13 protein-coding genes are annotated in these 16,016 nt (G+C 65.5%); 5 read left to right on the top strand and 8 right to left on the bottom strand.

The window, feature by feature from the left end; translation table 11 throughout:
- The first annotated feature begins 151 nt into the window (after window positions 1-151).
- Window positions 152-1,996 carry a dihydroxy-acid dehydratase gene (gene ilvD / locus EN853_RS03415; RefSeq protein WP_127857860.1) on the top strand — a complete coding sequence of 615 codons (1,845 nt, stop codon included), beginning with the start codon at window positions 152-154 and terminating at the stop codon, window positions 1,994-1,996.
- Window positions 1,997-2,037: 41 nt separating this feature from the next.
- Here ilvD and EN853_RS03410 read toward each other — a convergent pair whose 3' ends face one another.
- Window positions 2,038-3,792 (bottom strand): ABC transporter ATP-binding protein, encoded by a 1,755-nt coding sequence (locus EN853_RS03410; RefSeq protein ID WP_127857859.1) that lies wholly within the window; start codon window positions 3,790-3,792, stop codon window positions 2,038-2,040.
- Window positions 3,793-3,961: 169 nt separating this feature from the next.
- On the opposite strand from EN853_RS03410, the gene EN853_RS03405 reads away from it, so the two are divergent.
- The gene (locus EN853_RS03405) at window positions 3,962-5,242 is read left to right on the top strand and encodes an amidohydrolase family protein (protein ID WP_127857858.1); all 1,281 of its coding nucleotides are present in this window, start codon (window positions 3,962-3,964) and stop codon (window positions 5,240-5,242) included.
- Between the two features lie 83 nt (window positions 5,243-5,325).
- Window positions 5,326-6,249 (top strand): DMT family transporter, encoded by a 924-nt coding sequence (locus EN853_RS03400; protein WP_127857857.1) that lies wholly within the window; start codon window positions 5,326-5,328, stop codon window positions 6,247-6,249.
- Here EN853_RS03400 and EN853_RS03395 read toward each other — a convergent pair.
- The gene (locus EN853_RS03395) at window positions 6,246-7,148 is read right to left on the bottom strand and encodes a phosphotransferase family protein (protein ID WP_127857856.1); all 903 of its coding nucleotides are present in this window, start codon (window positions 7,146-7,148) and stop codon (window positions 6,246-6,248) included. The genes EN853_RS03400 and EN853_RS03395 overlap by 4 nt on opposite strands.
- A 103-nt stretch (window positions 7,149-7,251) precedes the next feature.
- On the opposite strand from EN853_RS03395, the gene EN853_RS03390 reads away from it, so the two are divergent.
- Window positions 7,252-7,884: a class I SAM-dependent methyltransferase gene (locus tag EN853_RS03390; RefSeq protein WP_127857855.1), complete on the top strand. Its 633-nt coding sequence runs from the start codon at window positions 7,252-7,254 to the stop codon at window positions 7,882-7,884.
- 15 nt (window positions 7,885-7,899) lie between these two features.
- On the opposite strand, the gene EN853_RS03385 is transcribed toward EN853_RS03390, so the two are convergent.
- Window positions 7,900-10,353: an FAD-dependent oxidoreductase gene (locus EN853_RS03385; protein WP_127857854.1), complete on the bottom strand. Its 2,454-nt coding sequence runs from the start codon at window positions 10,351-10,353 to the stop codon at window positions 7,900-7,902.
- Window positions 10,350-11,234 (bottom strand): phosphotransferase family protein, encoded by an 885-nt coding sequence (locus EN853_RS03380; RefSeq protein ID WP_127857965.1) that lies wholly within the window; start codon window positions 11,232-11,234, stop codon window positions 10,350-10,352. Before EN853_RS03380 ends, EN853_RS03385 begins: the two co-directional genes overlap by 4 nt.
- 410 nt (window positions 11,235-11,644) lie before the next feature.
- Here EN853_RS03380 and EN853_RS03375 point away from each other — a divergent pair, with 410 nt between their 5' ends.
- On the top strand, window positions 11,645-12,409 hold the full coding sequence (locus EN853_RS03375) for a DeoR/GlpR family DNA-binding transcription regulator (protein WP_127857853.1): 765 nt from the start codon (window positions 11,645-11,647) through the stop codon (window positions 12,407-12,409).
- Here EN853_RS03375 and EN853_RS03370 read toward each other — a convergent pair.
- From EN853_RS03370 to EN853_RS03355, 4 genes are all read right to left on the bottom strand, one after another.
- Entirely contained in the window at window positions 12,406-13,302 is an 897-nt protein-coding gene (locus EN853_RS03370; protein WP_127857852.1) for an NAD(P)/FAD-dependent oxidoreductase, read from the bottom strand. The genes EN853_RS03375 and EN853_RS03370 overlap by 4 nt on opposite strands.
- Entirely contained in the window at window positions 13,292-13,741 is a 450-nt protein-coding gene (locus EN853_RS03365; RefSeq protein ID WP_127857851.1) for an Rrf2 family transcriptional regulator, read from the bottom strand. The genes EN853_RS03370 and EN853_RS03365 overlap by 11 nt, the downstream gene beginning before the upstream one ends.
- 68 nt (window positions 13,742-13,809) lie before the next feature.
- A complete protein-coding gene (locus EN853_RS03360; protein ID WP_127857850.1) occupies window positions 13,810-15,174 on the bottom strand; it encodes a HAMP domain-containing sensor histidine kinase in 1,365 nt (454 codons plus the stop codon).
- Window positions 15,171-15,845: a response regulator transcription factor gene (locus EN853_RS03355; RefSeq protein WP_127857849.1), complete on the bottom strand. Its 675-nt coding sequence runs from the start codon at window positions 15,843-15,845 to the stop codon at window positions 15,171-15,173. The genes EN853_RS03360 and EN853_RS03355 overlap by 4 nt, the downstream gene beginning before the upstream one ends.
- Window positions 15,846-16,016: the final 171 nt, after the last annotated feature.

Genomic DNA, 16,016 nt, shown 5'->3' with positions numbered 1-16,016 from the left:
ATTGGCTATATACGAGCAAACATGGGAGGTCAACCAGGCTTCCTGGCGCAGCGCAAAATTGTGGCAACGCGGCACCGTGACGGCTATAACCGCTGCCGACCAAAGATCAGCGCCCGCCTCGCACCGGCGCGGCCAGCCAGCAAGGAATGCGATGCCTGCCTATCGTTCCCGCACCACCACCCATGGCCGTAACATGGCCGGCGCCCGCGGCCTGTGGCGCGCCACCGGCATGAAGGACAGTGACTTCGGCAAGCCGATCATCGCGGTCGTCAATTCCTTCACCCAGTTCGTGCCGGGCCACGTACACCTGAAGGACCTTGGCCAGCTGGTCGCGCGCGAGATCGAGAAGGCCGGCGGCGTCGCCAAGGAGTTCAACACCATCGCCGTCGATGACGGCATCGCCATGGGTCACGACGGCATGCTCTATTCGCTGCCGTCGCGCGAACTGATCGCCGACTCCGTCGAATACATGGTCAACGCGCATTGCGCGGACGCCATGGTCTGCATTTCGAATTGCGACAAGATCACGCCCGGCATGCTGATGGCCTCGTTGCGCCTCAACATCCCGACCGTCTTCGTCTCCGGCGGTCCGATGGAGGCCGGCAAGGTGGTGCTGGCCGGCAAGGCGCAGGCGCTCGACCTGGTCGACGCCATGGTCGCCGCCGCCGACGACAAGATCTCCGACGAGGACGTCAAGGTCATCGAGCGCTCTGCCTGCCCGACCTGCGGCTCCTGCTCCGGCATGTTCACCGCCAATTCGATGAACTGTCTGACCGAGGCGCTTGGGCTGTCGCTGCCCGGCAACGGCTCGACCTTGGCCACCCATGCCGACCGCAAGCGCCTGTTCGTCGAGGCCGGGCATCTGATCGTCGATCTCGCCCAGCGCTATTACGAGCAGGAGGACGACAGCGCGCTGCCGCGCAGCATCGCCACCAAGGGTGCCTTCGAGAACGCCATGGCGCTCGACATCGCCATGGGCGGCTCGACCAACACGGTGCTGCACATCCTCGCTGCCGCGCATGAGGGCGAGGTCGACTTCACAATGGAGGACATCGACCGGCTGTCGCGCAAGGTGCCGGTGCTGTGCAAGGTGGCGCCGGCCATGGCCGACGTGCATATGGAGGACGTCCACCGCGCCGGCGGCATCATGGCCATCCTCGGCCAATTGGACGACGCAGGCCTGATCAACCGCGACCTGCCGACCGTGCATACGGCAACGCTCGGCGAAGCGCTCGACCATTGGGACATCGCCCGCACCTCGGCCGAGAACGTGCGCGAGTTCTTCCGCGCCGCCCCAGGCGGCGTGCCGACGCAGGTCGCCTTCAGCCAGGATCGCCGCTGGGACGAGCTCGACACGAACCGCGAGACGGGCGTCATCCGCTCGGCAAAGACGCCGTTCTCGAAGGATGGCGGCCTTGCCGTGCTGAAAGGCAACCTGGCGCTCGACGGCTGCATCGTGAAGACCGCCGGCGTCGACGAGTCGATCCTGAAGTTCACCGGTCCGGCTCGCGTCTTCGAGAGCCAGGACGATGCGGTCAAGGCGATTCTCGGCAACGAGATCAAGGCGGGCGACATCGTCGTCATCCGCTACGAGGGTCCGCGCGGCGGTCCCGGCATGCAGGAAATGCTCTATCCGACCAGCTATCTGAAGTCGAAGGGCCTCGGCAAAGCCTGCGCGCTGATCACCGACGGCCGCTTCTCGGGCGGCACCTCCGGCCTGTCGATCGGCCATGTCTCGCCGGAAGCCGCCGAAGGTGGGCTGATCGGGCTCGTCCAGGAAGGCGACACGATCGAGATCGATATCCCGAACCGCAAGATCCATCTGGCCGTCGGCGAGGCCGAGCTCGGCGCGCGCCGCAAGGCGATGGCGGCGAAGGGCGCGGACGCCTGGAAGCCGGCAGAAATACGCAAGCGCAAGGTGACGACCGCGTTGCGCGCCTACGCCGCCTTCGCCACCAGCGCCGATAAGGGGGCGGTGAGGAAAGTGCCGGAGTAAGCAAGGTTCCCCCTTCTCCCACAAGGGAGAAGGGAAGGGCGCTACGGCATCAGCTGATATTCGTAAAGTTTCTGGTAAAGCCCGCCCTGCTTGAGCAGTCTCTTGTGCGGGCCGCTTTCCCGCACCTTGCCGTCTTCCAGCACCACGATGGTGTCGGCCTGGTGCACGGTCGAGAGCCGGTGCGCGATGACGATCGTCGTGCGCCCGACCGTGAGCTGCTGAAGCGCGTCGCGGAACAGCGCCTCGGACTCCGCGTCGAGCGCGCTGGTCGCTTCGTCGAGCAACAGGATTTCAGCGTCGCGCAGCATGGCGCGCGCGATCGAGATGCGCTGGCGCTGGCCGCCGGAGAGCAGCGAGCCGTTCTCGCCCACTTCCGTGGCGTAGCCCTTCGCCATGGCGCTGATGAAGTCGTGCGCGTTGGCCGCTTTGGCGGCGGCGATCACCTCTTCGTCGGTCGCGCTCTCGCGCCCCAGGCGGATGTTGTGCATGACTGTGCCGGCAAACAGGAACGTGTCTTGGCTGACATAGGCGATCTTCTGCCTGAGCGAATCGAGCGTGGCGTAGGAGATATCCTGGCCGTCGAACATCACCTTGCCGCTCTGCGGATCATACATGCGCATGATCAGGTTGAGGATCGTCGACTTGCCGCTGCCCGACGGCCCGACCAGCGCCGTCATCTTGCCGGCCGCCAGCGTCAGGTCGAAACCCTCGAGCACCGGCGGGCTTTCCGGATAGGCGAAGCTGACGTTGTCGAAACGGATCTCGCCCGGGCCCGGCTGCAGCGGCTTGGCGTCGGGCTTTTCGGCCAGCGTCAGCGGCCTGTCGGCGAGCTGGAACATCATGCGCACGCCGACGATGCCGGTTTCCAGCGAAATGCGCACGCGCGCCAGGCGCTTTGCCGGCTCATAGGCGAGCAACAGCGCCGCGATGAAGGCCATGATGTTGCCCGGCATCTGGCCGCCTTCCAGCACCAGGAAGCCGCTGACGAGTACGGCACCGGCGATTGCCAGCCCGGCCAGCGTTTCCATCACCGGGCTGGTGGCGGCTTCCAGCGTGGCGATATTGTTGGCGCGGTTCTGCACGTCCGACACGGCCTTGTGCATGCGCTTGCGCATCGCGCCTTCGAGATTGAAGGATTTGACGACGCGCACGCCGATCGCCGTCTCCTGCATCACATGCACGATCTGGCCGAGCGAGCGGAATTCCATCTGGGCGATCTTGCGGACACGCTTCAAGATGCGGTTGATGCCATAAATGGCCACCGGGCCGACGATAAAGCAGATCAGGGACAGCGCCGGCTGCTGCCAGACCATGACCATCACCAGCACAATGAGCGTCACCAGGTCGCGCACATAGGACGTGACGACCAGGTCGAGGACGCTGCGCGCGGCCTGCGCGTTGTTGGTCATGCGGGTGATCAGGTCGGACGACGAGGTCGAATGGTAGAATTCGATGCCTTGCGCCAGAATCCGGTCATAGATCTTGCGCTGCCGGTCGGCGATGATGGCGTTGCCGACCCGGCTCATGAAATAGGCCTGGACGAAATTGGCGACGCCCTTGAGGACGAAGATCACCGCGACCCCGAGCGCAATCATATTGACGCGGTCGAGTCTCTTGTAGATCACGAATTCGTTGGTGATCTCGCGCAGGATCCAGGCGCTGGCGCCGGTCATGGCGGCCACTACCAGCATCGACACAATAGCGGCGCCATAGCCGAACTTGTGCTCCCGGAAAGATTCCCTCACCAGCCTCGCGACGAGGCGCTGGTTTTCCGTCGAACGGAAGAAACGAAACAAACGGCCGATCCCATGGCTATGAATTTCGGATTCGCCACGAGGGCGAGAGGCGGCTTATAGAGCGTGTTGCCGACGGATGGAACCGTTCGCCGCCAAGACAAGCAAGTGGCTATGGCGGGATGTCTTTTCGGCCACGATAGCGGCCGATTCTATGGAGGGACGACGACAGATGGATTTCGACCTCATCGTGCGCGGCGGCACGCTGCCGGACGGCAGGGTTGCCGATATCGGCATTGCCGGTGAGACGATCGTGGCCATCGAGCCCGAGCTCAATGTCACCGCGGGTGCCGCGATCGACGCGCGCGGCAATCTCGTCTCGCCGCCCTTCGTCGATCCGCATTTCCATATGGACGCTACGCTGTCCTACGGCATCCCGCGCATCAATGCGTCGGGCACGCTGCTCGAAGGCATCGCGCTGTGGGGCGAGCTGAAGCCGCTTTTGACGCATGAGGCCGTGCGCGACCGCGCGCTCGCCTATTGCGACTGGGCAGTGTCGATGGGCCTGCTCGCCATCCGCAGCCATGTCGATGTCTGCGACGACCGGCTGCTCGCCGTCGAGGCGCTGCTCGACGTGAAGAAGACGGTCGCGCCCCATATCGACCTGCAATTGGTCGCCTTTCCGCAGGACGGGCTTTATCGCTCGCCGACGGCGCGCGAAAACACCATCCGCGCGCTGGACATGGGCGTCGACATTGTCGGCGGCATCCCGCATTTCGAGCGCACCATGGCCGACGGCGCGCGCTCGGTGACGGAGCTTTGCGAGATCGCCGCCGAGCGCAGCCTGATGGTCGACATGCATTGCGACGAGACCGACGACCCGCTGTCGCGCCACATCGAGCAGCTCGCCTATGAGACGCAGCGGCTCGGGCTGCAGGGCAGGGTGGCCGGCTCGCACCTCACCTCCATGCATTCGATGGACAATTACTACGTCTCGAAGCTCCTGCCGCTGATCGCCGAGGCCGGCGTATCGGCTATCCCAAACCCGCTGATCAACATCATGCTGCAAGGGCGCCACGACACCTTCCCCAAGCGTCGCGGCATGACCCGGGTGAAGGAGATGCTGGCGCTCGGCATCCGCGTCGGCTGGGGCCAGGATTGCGTGCTCGACCCCTGGTATTCGCTGGGCACCGCCGACATGCTCGACGTCGCCTTCATGGGCCTGCATGTCGCCCAGATGTCGAGTCCCGCCGACATGGCGCGCTGCTTCGACATGGTCACCAATGTCAACGCCGCCATCATGGGCCTCGATCACCTCGGGCTGGCGGTCGGCAAGCGGGCCAGCCTCGTCGTACTCGATGCCGGCAACCCGATCGAGGCCGTGCGCCTGCGCCCCGAGCGTCTCTGCGTCATCGCCAGGGGAAAGGTGGTTGCCGAACGGACGAAGCAGGAGACGCGGCTGTCGATCGCCGGTCGCCCGGCACAGGTGAACAGGCGGCACAGGGCCGGCTAGAACCAGCCGATTTCCGGCGCTGGTCTTACCGGTTCCTCCGGATTTCGCTCGTCAAATCGCCGGCTTGCGGCTAGGGAGCCGGCATGGCTCAGTCCTTCGCCCGCAATTTCACGATCAGGAACGTCCTGCTCGCCGGCATCCTTTTGATGCTGGCCGGCGACTTCATGTTTGCGCTCAACGACGCGATGGGCAAATGGCTGGTTGCTTCCTTCTCCGTCGGCCAGGTGGTGCTGATCCGCTCCATCGGCGCCTTCATCGTGCTTGGCCCGATGATCGCCAGCCAGGGTGCGGGCAAGCTGTTCGACATTGAGAAGCCGATGCTGCAGCTCCTGCGCGTTGTCGCAACCACGCTCGACACCGGGCTCTTCTACGCCGCCGTCGTCTATCTGCCGCTCGCCGACGTGATGAGCTTCTACATGGCCGGGCCGATCTATGTCGCGGCGCTCTCCCACCTCCTGCTCGGCGAGAAGGTCGGCTGGCGCCGCTGGCTGGCGATCCTGGTCGGCTTCTGCGGCGTGCTGATCATCCTGAAGCCTTCGCCGGCGGCGTTCTCGCTGTCGTCGACCTATGCGCTGATCGGCAGCATCGCCTTCGGCTTCGCCATCATCCTCGGCCGGCGCTTGCGTGGAACGAGCGACACGACACTTGTCACCTGGCAGACCATCGGCACGCTGATTGTCGGCGGCGTTCTCACCATCGGCGCCTGGCGAACCCCCACCGCGCTCGATTTCGGCGCCATGCTTTTGCTCGGCGTCGTCTCCTGCGCCGCCCATCTAATGATCACCCGGGCGCTGAAGCTGGCGCCTGCCTCGACGCTGGCGCCGCTGCATTACAGCCTGCTTCTGTGGGCCATTGTCTTCGGTCTGGTCTTCTTCGGCGATATGCCCAGCCCGCGCTTACTGGCCGGCTCGGCGATCGTCGTGCTCGCCGGCATCTTCATCTTCCACCGTCAGAAGGTGGTGGAAACCGCGGTTCCGCCGGAGAACGTCCCGAAGGGCGTCAACTAGCCCTCTCGTATTGCCGCCAGATGGAGCGAGAATTCCTTCGTCTCCATCAGCGCCTTGCAGCGGGCGAAGCGTCCGTCGGCATACGCTCTGAAATCGTCGACCGGGTTGTTGTTGGCAAGCTGGATCAGACCCCACAGCGTCCACAGAAGATCGCACATCGCCTTGTAGATGACGATGCGGCCGCGCTCGGCCGGCTTCGCCTTGCCGCCGAAATAGGCGCGCATCATCTCTTCGTCCTGGACGACGTCGAACCCGCCTTCGACGGAGAGGTCGCCGAGATCCCACAGCGGATCGTTCATGCCGGAATATTCCCAGTCGACGATCCACATCCGCTCGCCGGTATCGAGGAAATTCTCGCAGAGCGGATCGCAATGGCAGGCCGCAAGCTGGATCGGATGGGCGGCAAGTGCTTCGCGCACCACTGCGGCTTCGCGCACCACGTCGTGATAGCCGGGAGGCAGCGCGACATCCTTGGTGGACAGCACCTTCAGATAGTCGTCGATCATCGCGAACAGCTCGAAGCGGAAAGGAAAGACGGCGCCCGAGTTGTGCAGCTTGCGGAAGGCCTCGCCCGCGCGGGCCGGGCTCCCCTTGCGCGTTTTGAACTTCTCCGGCGACATCGTCTCGGCGCCGGCGATGAAGCGCGTCGCCATAATGCCGCTTGCGGCATCGACATGCAGCACCTCCGGGCTGACGCCGGCCTTCGCCGCCTCGTACGCCGCGACCGCCTCATTGGCGCGGTTGATGTATTCCTCCGTGCCCTTGCCGGGAATGCGCAGGCAGATGTCACCCGCCCTGTAGACGAGGTTGGTCAGGCCACCCAGCCGCTCCAGCGGTCCGTCATAACCGGCCAGCGCTGGAATGGCGGCCAGCGCCGCGCGCGCGTCGTCCATCGTCATCCCCCTTTACCATCACGCCATCTTTAATGGCGGAACGGTTCCACAGTTTTCGCCGCTTGGCTACCATGGGGGACGCGAATCGGTGGAGGGGCGCGGAGGGGCAATGACGGACGGCAAGCACAACAGCGCGCTGAGCGCCGCCTATGCGTCAACCCGGCCGGACGAAGTGGCGGCGATCTACGACAGGTGGTCCGAGACCTATGACGCCGACATGTCGGCCGCCGGTTATCGCCACCCAACGATCTGTCTCGCGCTGCTCGCCCGCCATCTGCCGCGCGGCGCCGAGCCTGTGCTCGATGCCGGCGCCGGCACCGGCCTGATCGGCGAGTGGCTGGCCATCACCGGCTACCCGCAAGTCGAGGCGCTCGACATCTCGCAAGGCATGCTGGACAAGGCGGCCGCCAAAGGCGTGTATACGGCGCTGCATCGCCTGGCGCTGGGCGCGGCCTTGCCCTTCGCCGACGGCGCCTATGCCGGCATCGTCTCGGCCGGCGTCTTCACCTCGGGCCATGTCGGCGTTGAGGGGCTGGACGAGCTTATCCGTATCTGCCGTCCAGGTGGCATCATCGTGCTGACGGTGAAGAACACGCTCTGGCAGGCCGGCTTTGCCGAGCGCATCGCCGACCTGGAGAAACGGGGCGTCATAACGCGCGTCGAGGAGTCGCGGCCCTACGCCTCGATGCCCGGTGAGGCCGACACGGTGCCGAGCCGTGGCCTGGTGCTGCGCGTCGCCTGACCTGCCTTCCGCGGATCAGGCCTTTATCTTCTCACCACCCGGGTCATACATCGGCTCGAGATGGATTTTTGCCGGCGTGCGCTCCATCGCCACCACCAGCTCGTAGTCGCCCAAGGCAAGGAAATCGTCGCCGACGCCGTCGGGGTTGCGGACATAGCCGTAGCCGATGTTCTTCGCGAGCGTGTACCCGTAGCCGCCACTGGTGAGATAGCCGACCGGCTCGCCATTGCGCAGGATCGTCTCGCGTCCGACCAGAACGATATCCGGATCGTCGACCGTGAAGCCGGCAAAGCGTTTTGTCAGCGGCTTACCGGCGGCCGCCTCCAGCGCCCGCCGCCCGACGAAATCGGTGTTCTTGCGAAGCTTCACCGCCCAGCCGAGACCTGCTTCCTGCGGCGTGTCGTTTGGCGTGATGTCCGACCCCCAGGCGCGATAGCCTTTCTCCAGCCGAAGCGATTCCAGCGCCCGGTAGCCGACCGGCCGGATGCCGTCTTGTTCTCCTGCCGCCATCAGCGCGTCGAAGATCTCGCCGGTGGCGGCGATCGGCACATGCAGTTCCCAGCCAAGCTCGCCGACATAGGTCACGCGCAGCGCCCGCACCGTGTGGCCGGCAATTTGGATCTCGCGCGCGTGGCCGAAGGGGAAGGCAGCATTGGCGACATCGGCGTCCGTCACCGCCGACAGCACATCGCGGGCGCGCGGCCCCATCAGCGACAGCGTGCCGAACTCCTCGGTGACGTCTTTCAGCCTGGCCTCGAGACCTTCGCCGATATGGTCGCCGATCCATGACATATCATGGGTGCGGAAGCCGGTGCCGGTAACGATGTAGAACCGGTCCTCGCCAAGCCGCGCCACGGTGAGGTCCGCCTCGATGCCGCCGCGCGTGTTGAGAAGCTGCGTGTAGGTCAGCCGTCCGACCGGCTTGTCGACATCGTTGGCGCAGATCCAGTCGAGCGCCTTTAGCGCATCAGTGCCGGTCATCTCGTATTTGGCGAACGAGGACTGGTCGAAGATGCCGACCTTCTCGCGCACATGCCGGTGTTCGTCGCCAACGGGCGAAAACCAGTTCTGCCGCTCCATCGAATAGATGTCTTCGGGCTCCATCCCGTCGGGAGCGAACCAGTTCGGCCGCTCCCAGCCGAGCTTGGAGCCGAACACGGCGCGGTGCGCCTTCAGCCGCTCAAAGAGCGGCGAGACGATGCGCGGCCGGCCCGAGAGATACTCCTCGTGCGGGAAACCGATCGTGTAGTGCTTGCTATAGGCTTCAAGCGTGCGGTCGCGGACCCAGTCGCGGTCGCGGTGCAGGTTGGAAAAGCGCCGGATATCGACCACCCACAGATCGAGCGGCGCCTCGCCATCGACCACCCACTGCGCCAGCACCCAGCCGGCGCCGCCGCCCGATGCGATGCCGAAGGCGTTGAAGCCGGCGCCGACGAACATGTTGGAGCATTCCGGTGCTGCGCCGAGGATGAAATTGCCGTCAGGCGTGAAGCTTTCCGGCCCGTTGATCATCTGCTTGACGCCGACATCGGCCAGCGCGGGCACGCGCTCGATCGCTTGATGCATATGCTGTTCGAAGTGATCGTAATCGTCGTCGAACAGGCGGAACTCCCAGTCGCTGGGCACGTCGCCTCCGGGATGACCGGTGGCCCAGGCCTGCGGGTTCGCCTCGTAGCCACCCATCACCAGCCCGCCGACCTCCTCCTTGAAATACGTGCGGCGGTCGGGATCGCGGATCGTCGGCGCGTCGTTGGCGAGCCCTTCGATCTTCTCGGTGATGATGTATTGGTGCTTGACCGGCTGCAGCGGCACGTTGATGCCGGCCATCGCGCCGACCTGCCTCGCCCATTGTCCGGCGCAGTTCACCACCTTGTCGCAGGCGATGTCGCCTTTCTCGGTCTTCACCGCCGTGATGCGGCCGTCCTTCATCTCGAAACCGGTGACGCGCACATCCTCGTAGAGCTTCGCGCCGTACATGCGCGCGCCTTTGGCGAGCGACTGGGTGATGTCGCAGGGGCTCGCCTGGCCGTCGGTCGGCAGCCAGGAGGCGCCGACGAGGTCGCCGGTTTCCATCAGCGGCCACATGCGCTTCACCTCGGCCGGCGACAGAAGCTGCATGTCCATGCCGAAGCTTTTTGCCGTCGTCGCCAGCCGCTTGAACTCGGTCCAGCGGTCGGCGTTGGTGGCGAGCCTGAGGCACCCGGTCATCTTCCAGCCGGTGGCAAGCCCGGTCTCGGCCTCGAGGCCCTTGTAGAGCTCGACCGAATATTTGAGCACGCGCGTGATCGAGGCCGAAGAGCGCAACTGCCCGACCAGGCCGGCTGCGTGCCATGTCGAGCCCGAGGTCAGCTTGCCCTGCTCCAGCAGCACCACGTCGGCCTTATGGTCGCGCGCCAGATGATAGGCGGTCGAGCAGCCGATGATGCCGCCGCCGATGACGACGACCCCGGCATGGCTGGGCAACGTCATGGCTTGGTCCCGTATTTCGTCCGGTAGTTGTCCAGCGCCGCGTCGAGCCGCACCAGGTTCTCTTCGGTGTAGGCGACGTAGTCGATGCCGGGCGCGTCGAGATAGAGCTCGGAGACCATGCTCCACATCGCCTCGCGCAGCAGCGAAGCGCATTGCATGGCGGCATGCGACCGGCGGATCTCGCCATCCGGCTCCTTCATGAAATAGGCGGTCAGGAAGGCGAAGGACTCGTCATCGCTCATGCTGGCATTGGACGCGACGCCCGCGAGATCGAACATTGCCGTGTTGAAGCCGGCATATTCGAAATCGATCAGCCACAGCCGCTTGCCGTCGTCGAGGATGTTCGCCGGCAAAAGATCGTTGTGGCCGAAGACGATCGGCAGGAGCTTCTGCGCCCGTTCGAGCTCGTCGGCCAGAGCCAGATAACGTGGCAGCTCGCCCCTCTTGCGGCTGCCGCCTTCGTACAGCGTGCGGGCGTAGTCGCGGATGACGTGGAACACCCAGAACATGAAGCCGGCGCCGGAGACGTGGTTGGGCATCTCGCGATGGAAGCCGCGCAGCAGCGCCGCCACGCGGCCGAGATCGGCGCGCACATCCTCGGCAAGGAGGGTCCGGGCGCCGAGAAACGCGGTCACCAGAATGCCGGGCTCGGCAAAATGCACGGCAGGCGCAAAGCCCGCCGCATGTGCCGCCCGCGCCGTCATCACCTCGCGCTCGCGGTACACATGGTGGAACGGAAAGTCCTGGCCGAAGCGCACGACATGCCGCCCGGCGGCGTCCGTGACCACGTAGTTGGCGTTGCTCAAGCCTCCCGGCAGCGGCTCGATCTCGATGCTGCCGTTCCAGCAGGGCAGGGCGCGGATGCGGTCTTCGGCGATCACGGGGGCGTTCACGGAGCCTTTCCTGCTTCAGCCGGCTTTTGACGAGGCGCCGGTTTTCGACAAAGCGATGAGAGAACAGAGGAGCCTCGTCGGTGCGGGACGCCGGGATCGATATCCCGCACCGCACCGACGAGCCCCTTGGCCAGGTTCAGGATCCCGGCATCCGCCCCCGCGGATTCGAAAAAAGCTCGCGCCAGGCACGTTCCAGAAGATCTGGTCGGTCGATTGTGGTTCTGCCATCGTCCTCCCGGGGCAGTTCCGAGCCTGTCACTTCGTCAATCTCACGCCAGCGAGACATTGCTGTCAATAAAGCGCTGTGACCTTTTTTGGGTGTTTTGCCCGAATATAGAAGCAATTTCTTTAAAAGCGTTAGGAATGCCTTAGAATCGGTCAAGAACCTGGGCATCCACATGATCCACTCGAAACGGCATGGCGAGATCCTGCGGCTCCTCAACGAGGAGGGCACCATCACCATTGCCAGCCTGGCAGAGCGGCTCGGCGTGTCGCTGGAGACCGTTCGCCGCGACGTCAAACCGCTCACCGATGACGGGGCGTTGCTCAAGATGCATGGCGCCGTCAGCCTGCCGTCGATGGCCGGCGAGGCACCGTTCGAGCGCCGCATGCGCGAGAATGCCGAGGCCAAGCGCCTGATTGCCCGCATGGTCGCGGCCACCATCCGCGACGGCGAGTCGATCATGCTCGACACCGGCACCACCACTTCGTTCCTGGCGCGCGAGCTGCTTGGCCATCGCCGCCTGACTGTGGTCACCAACTCGTCCGACATCGCCCGCACGCTGGCGACGGTGAACGGCAACAAGGTCTATATGGCAGGCGGCGAGCTGCGCAGCGATTCAGGCGCGGCCTTCGGCGTCACCGCGATCGATTTCGTCAGCCGGTTCTCGGTCAGCCACGCCGTCATCTCCATCGGCGCCGTCGATGCCGTCGCCGGCCTCACCGATTATGAGCTGGAGGAGGCCGAATTCGCCCGCATGGTGCTGTCGCGCGGCCAGCGCTCGCTGGTCATCACCGATCACACCAAGTTCGGCAGGCAGGGGCTGGTTCAGGTCTGCGGCTTCGACGGCTTTTCCGAACTCGCCACCGACCAGCCGCCGCCGGCGGACATCGCCGCCGCGCTCAGCCAGGCTGGGGCGCGGCTCAGCATCGCCGCGGCCTAGCCGAAGACCAGCGATTGATGCGCGGCGACCCCGGCCATGGCGCCGCCGGATACCGCGAAAGCGATGTTGTGCATCAGCCGGGCCGCGTCGCCGGCCGCGAAGACACCGGGCACGGACGTCTGCTGCTTGTCGTCAACCACGATCGCCCGGCCGAGCGGGCCTTCGTTGAAGGCGCAGCCCAGCTGTTCGGCGAGTGGGCTCGCCATCACGTTGTGCGGCGCGGTGAAGACCGCCCGCACACCAGCGCTCCGACCGTCATCCAGCCGGACGACGAGCCCGCCTGCGTCATTCTCCTGCAGCTCGATCACCTTCGACTGCTCGAAGAGGATGTTGCGGTTTTCCAAGGTTCGCCTCTGGTCGACGTCCGGCTCGAACTGGCCATTGGCGAAAAGTGTGACGGCGCCCCAGTCCGAGATCAGCTCCGCCTGATGCATCGACATCGGCCCGGTTGCCAGCACGCCGAGCGGGCCGCCGGCCACCTCGTAGCCATGGCAGTACGGACAGTGCAGCACTTTCCTGCCCCACAAGCCGGCCAGCCCCGGAACATTCGGCAGGATGTCGCGCACGCCGGTGGCGAGCACTAGCCGCGTCGCCTCGAATGTCTCTCCATCCTCCGTCCGGACCTCGAAGCCGTTTCCGGTGATGGCGGCCCGTTCAGCACGTCCGGGAATGATCCTGGCGGTAGGGTAGGCGAGCAATTGCCGCCTGGCTTCGTCGAGAATGGCGGATGGCGTGCGTCCGTCCTGGCCGAGAAAACCATGCGAATGCCCGGCAAACCGGTTCCTCGGCTCGCCGGCATCGATCACCAGCACTTTGCGCCGCGCCCGCGCCGGCTGCATGGCGGCGGAGAGCCCGGCGAAGCTGCCGCCAACGACGATGACATCATAGTGCATGGCTCGAAACTCCGATCAGGTCGTAGCGGCGGCGGAAATCGGCCGTCAGGTCGGCCAGCGTGATGTGGCTGAGCTTTTCGGCGAGCAGCCTTTCCGCTTCGAGGCGAAAATCGTCGAGCACGGCAATCACCGCCTGCTCGACCAGGCATCCGGGACTTTCCGGCTCGGTGCTGAACGGCAGCAGCGTCTCGCCGAGCGCGACGCTGATTTCGGCCAGCGAAATCTCTTCCGGCGCGCGGCCGAGCTGCCAGCCGCCGCCATGGCCCCGCGAGGAGCTGACGATGCCCGCCTCGCGCAGGCCGGCGATCGTGCGGCGCACGACGACCGGGTTGGTATGGATGAAGGTGGCAAGCTGCTCGGAGGTCAGCGCCCGCTCCGGCGCTTCCGCCATGTGGACGAGAATGTGCAGGGTGGAAGACAGTCGGCTGTTGCGTTTCATGTAACTTAGTTAGTTACAAATAGCACCGATGTCAATTCCTCAAGCTGCAATGGCGATCCGGCCTCGTCTCAGTCACGCGGCGCGGGCGGGAAAATCATCCTGAAGCAGGCCCCGCCTGCCTTGCCGTCGAGCACCTCCACCTTGCCGCCATGCCGCAGCATCAGGTCTCGGACCAGGTTGAGGCCGAGGCCGGCGCCATGGTCCTGCGGGCGCAGCCGGTAGAACGGCTCGAAGATGCGCTCCCGTTCCGCGGCCGGCACGCCGCCGCCCTCGTCCAGCACCTCGATCACGGCGGGCGAGCGGACGCTGACGGTGATGAGGCCGGCATTGCCGCCATGGTCGATGGCGTTCTGGACGAGATTCGTCACGGCGCGCTCGATTGCCGTGCGGTCGCCGCGCACGGCGAGCTTGTCCTTCGTAGGCTCGAACGACATCTCGTAGCCGGCCGCGAACGCCATCGGCGCCAGGTCGACCATGACATTGCGCGCCACGGCGACCAGGTCGACCGGCCGGAAATGCTCGGCCTGGCGGTCGAGGCGCTGCAGGTCGAGCAACTGGTCGGCAAGCGTCGACAGCCGGGCGGCATCCTGCAGCAGCCGTGCCCGCTCCGGCGTCGCCGGCAGCGAGGCCAGCCGCGTGTTGAGGATGGCGACGGGCGTTCGGAGCTCGTGCGCGGCATCAGTCAGGAAGCGCTTATGGCGCTCATAGCCCGCGTCGAGCCGCGCCAGCGCGGCGTTGACGGCGGTGACCAGCAGCATGACTTCCTTTGGCACGCCCTCCAGAGGCAGTTGCACGCCGCGCTTGTCGATGTCGATCTGACCGGCCGCGGTGGCCGCGCGCCCCAGGCTGGAAAGGGCGCCGCGCACCACCCAGGGAGTCACGAACAGCGTTGCCAGCGCCATCAGACCCGCCAGCGGCAATATCCCCGCGAGGAACAGATTTGGCGCCTGTCCAAGTACGCGAAGCAAGGAAAGCTCGCCCTTCGTGCCGCACATGATCTGGACATTGCCGGCCGCCGTATCGGTCCAGCGGACCTTGCCGCCGGGCGGCGAGGCTTCGCCTATAGAGGGATCGATGCGGGCGTCGCTGATGTTGTCCAGCAGACCGACAAAGGGCTGGTAGGCAGTCGGCACGGCCCCTTCCTGCAGTCGATGCCCTTGCTTGTCGCGGATGATGAACCAGAGGTCCGGAACGCTCGACCTTAGCTTTGCCAGGTCGGACGTGTCCTTGAGCACGAGCGTGCCCTTGGCGTCGCGCGCCAGCGCATCCGCCAGCACGTCCATCGTGCCGTCCTCGTAATCGTTCGGGATGATTCCAGTGGCCAGCATGGCGCCGATGATGCCGGCGATGATCAGCGTCAGCATCACGCATTGCAGCACGGCGATGCGCAGCACCAGGCTCCATTTCAGCGAACGCGGCCGGCTGAGGCTCATGTGATCTCTCGTAGCAGATAGCCGACGCCGCGGATGCCGTTGATCGCGACGCCGCTGTCGGCCTCCGTCAGCTTGCGGCGCAGGCGCGAGACATGGGTGTCGAGCGCGTTGGACTGGATCTCGTCGTCGAGCCCGAACACCGCTTCCATCAGGGCCTCGCGCTGCACCATGCGCCCGGTGCGCCGCATCAGCGTCTCCAGCACCAGCAGTTCCCGGCGCGGCAAGGTGAACGGTTCGCCGCGGATCGAAGCCTCGCGATGGCCGACGTCGAGCGTCAGATGGCCGGCGCGAATCGCCTGTGTCTCGATCGTCGCCGGACGCCTGAGCAGCGCCCGCAGCCGCGCCAGCAACTCCTCGAAGGCAAAGGGCTTTGCCAGGTAGTCGTCCGCGCCCATGTCGAGCCCGTCGACCTTGTCGGCGGTGTCGCCCCTGGCCGTCAGCATCAGCACAGGTGTCGTGTTCCTGGCCTTGCGCAGGCGCGGCACCAGCGCCAGCCCGTCTCCGTCCGGCAACTGGCGGTCGAGCAGGATGGCGTCGTAGCCATCGGCGGCGACGAAACCTTCTGCCGCCTGCAGCGAGGCCGCATGGTCGACCACCATGTCATGCCGCTTCAGCGCCGACCGCAGCGCTGAAACCATTTCCGGCTCGTCCTCGACCAGCAGGATTCGCATTCGTCACCTCTTAACAGCAGTTGGTGGCCGGCTATCGCGCCAAGATTGCGTAAACATGGCGCCAACCCGCGCAGGCGGCCGCCGGCGCTTTCTTTTGCGAGGCTTTGACTTTCGCAATGTCCATGCAATCCGGTCGCAGCAAGCAGCACCTTGCCGAATGCCGGGCAGGCG

Origin of the sequence: Mesorhizobium sp. M1C.F.Ca.ET.210.01.1.1, assembly GCF_004791585.1 — a bacterium.
GTDB lineage: Bacteria > Pseudomonadota > Alphaproteobacteria > Rhizobiales > Rhizobiaceae > Mesorhizobium.
The sequence above is the reverse complement of the archived record's forward strand: the minus strand, read 5'-3'. Positions and strand labels throughout refer to the sequence as shown.

Excerpts from the sequence above, each read along its gene's own strand:
- EN853_RS03365 (WP_127857851.1), bottom strand. The coding sequence starts at position 13,741 with ATGAAACGCAACAGCCGACTGTCTTCCACCCTGCACATTCTCGTCCAC.
- ilvD (WP_127857860.1), top strand. The coding sequence starts at position 152 with ATGCCTGCCTATCGTTCCCGCACCACCACCCATGGCCGTAACATGGCC.
- EN853_RS03370 (WP_127857852.1), bottom strand. The coding sequence starts at position 13,302 with ATGCACTATGATGTCATCGTCGTTGGCGGCAGCTTCGCCGGGCTCTCC.
- EN853_RS03405 (WP_127857858.1), top strand. The coding sequence starts at position 3,962 with ATGGATTTCGACCTCATCGTGCGCGGCGGCACGCTGCCGGACGGCAGG.
- EN853_RS03395 (WP_127857856.1), bottom strand. The coding sequence starts at position 7,148 with ATGACGATGGACGACGCGCGCGCGGCGCTGGCCGCCATTCCAGCGCTG.
- EN853_RS03375 (WP_127857853.1), top strand. The coding sequence starts at position 11,645 with ATGATCCACTCGAAACGGCATGGCGAGATCCTGCGGCTCCTCAACGAG.
- EN853_RS03385 (WP_127857854.1), bottom strand. The coding sequence starts at position 10,353 with ATGACGTTGCCCAGCCATGCCGGGGTCGTCGTCATCGGCGGCGGCATC.
- EN853_RS03355 (WP_127857849.1), bottom strand. The coding sequence starts at position 15,845 with ATGCGAATCCTGCTGGTCGAGGACGAGCCGGAAATGGTTTCAGCGCTG.
- EN853_RS03360 (WP_127857850.1), bottom strand. The coding sequence starts at position 15,174 with ATGAGCCTCAGCCGGCCGCGTTCGCTGAAATGGAGCCTGGTGCTGCGC.
- EN853_RS03400 (WP_127857857.1), top strand. The coding sequence starts at position 5,326 with ATGGCTCAGTCCTTCGCCCGCAATTTCACGATCAGGAACGTCCTGCTC.
- EN853_RS03390 (WP_127857855.1), top strand. The coding sequence starts at position 7,252 with ATGACGGACGGCAAGCACAACAGCGCGCTGAGCGCCGCCTATGCGTCA.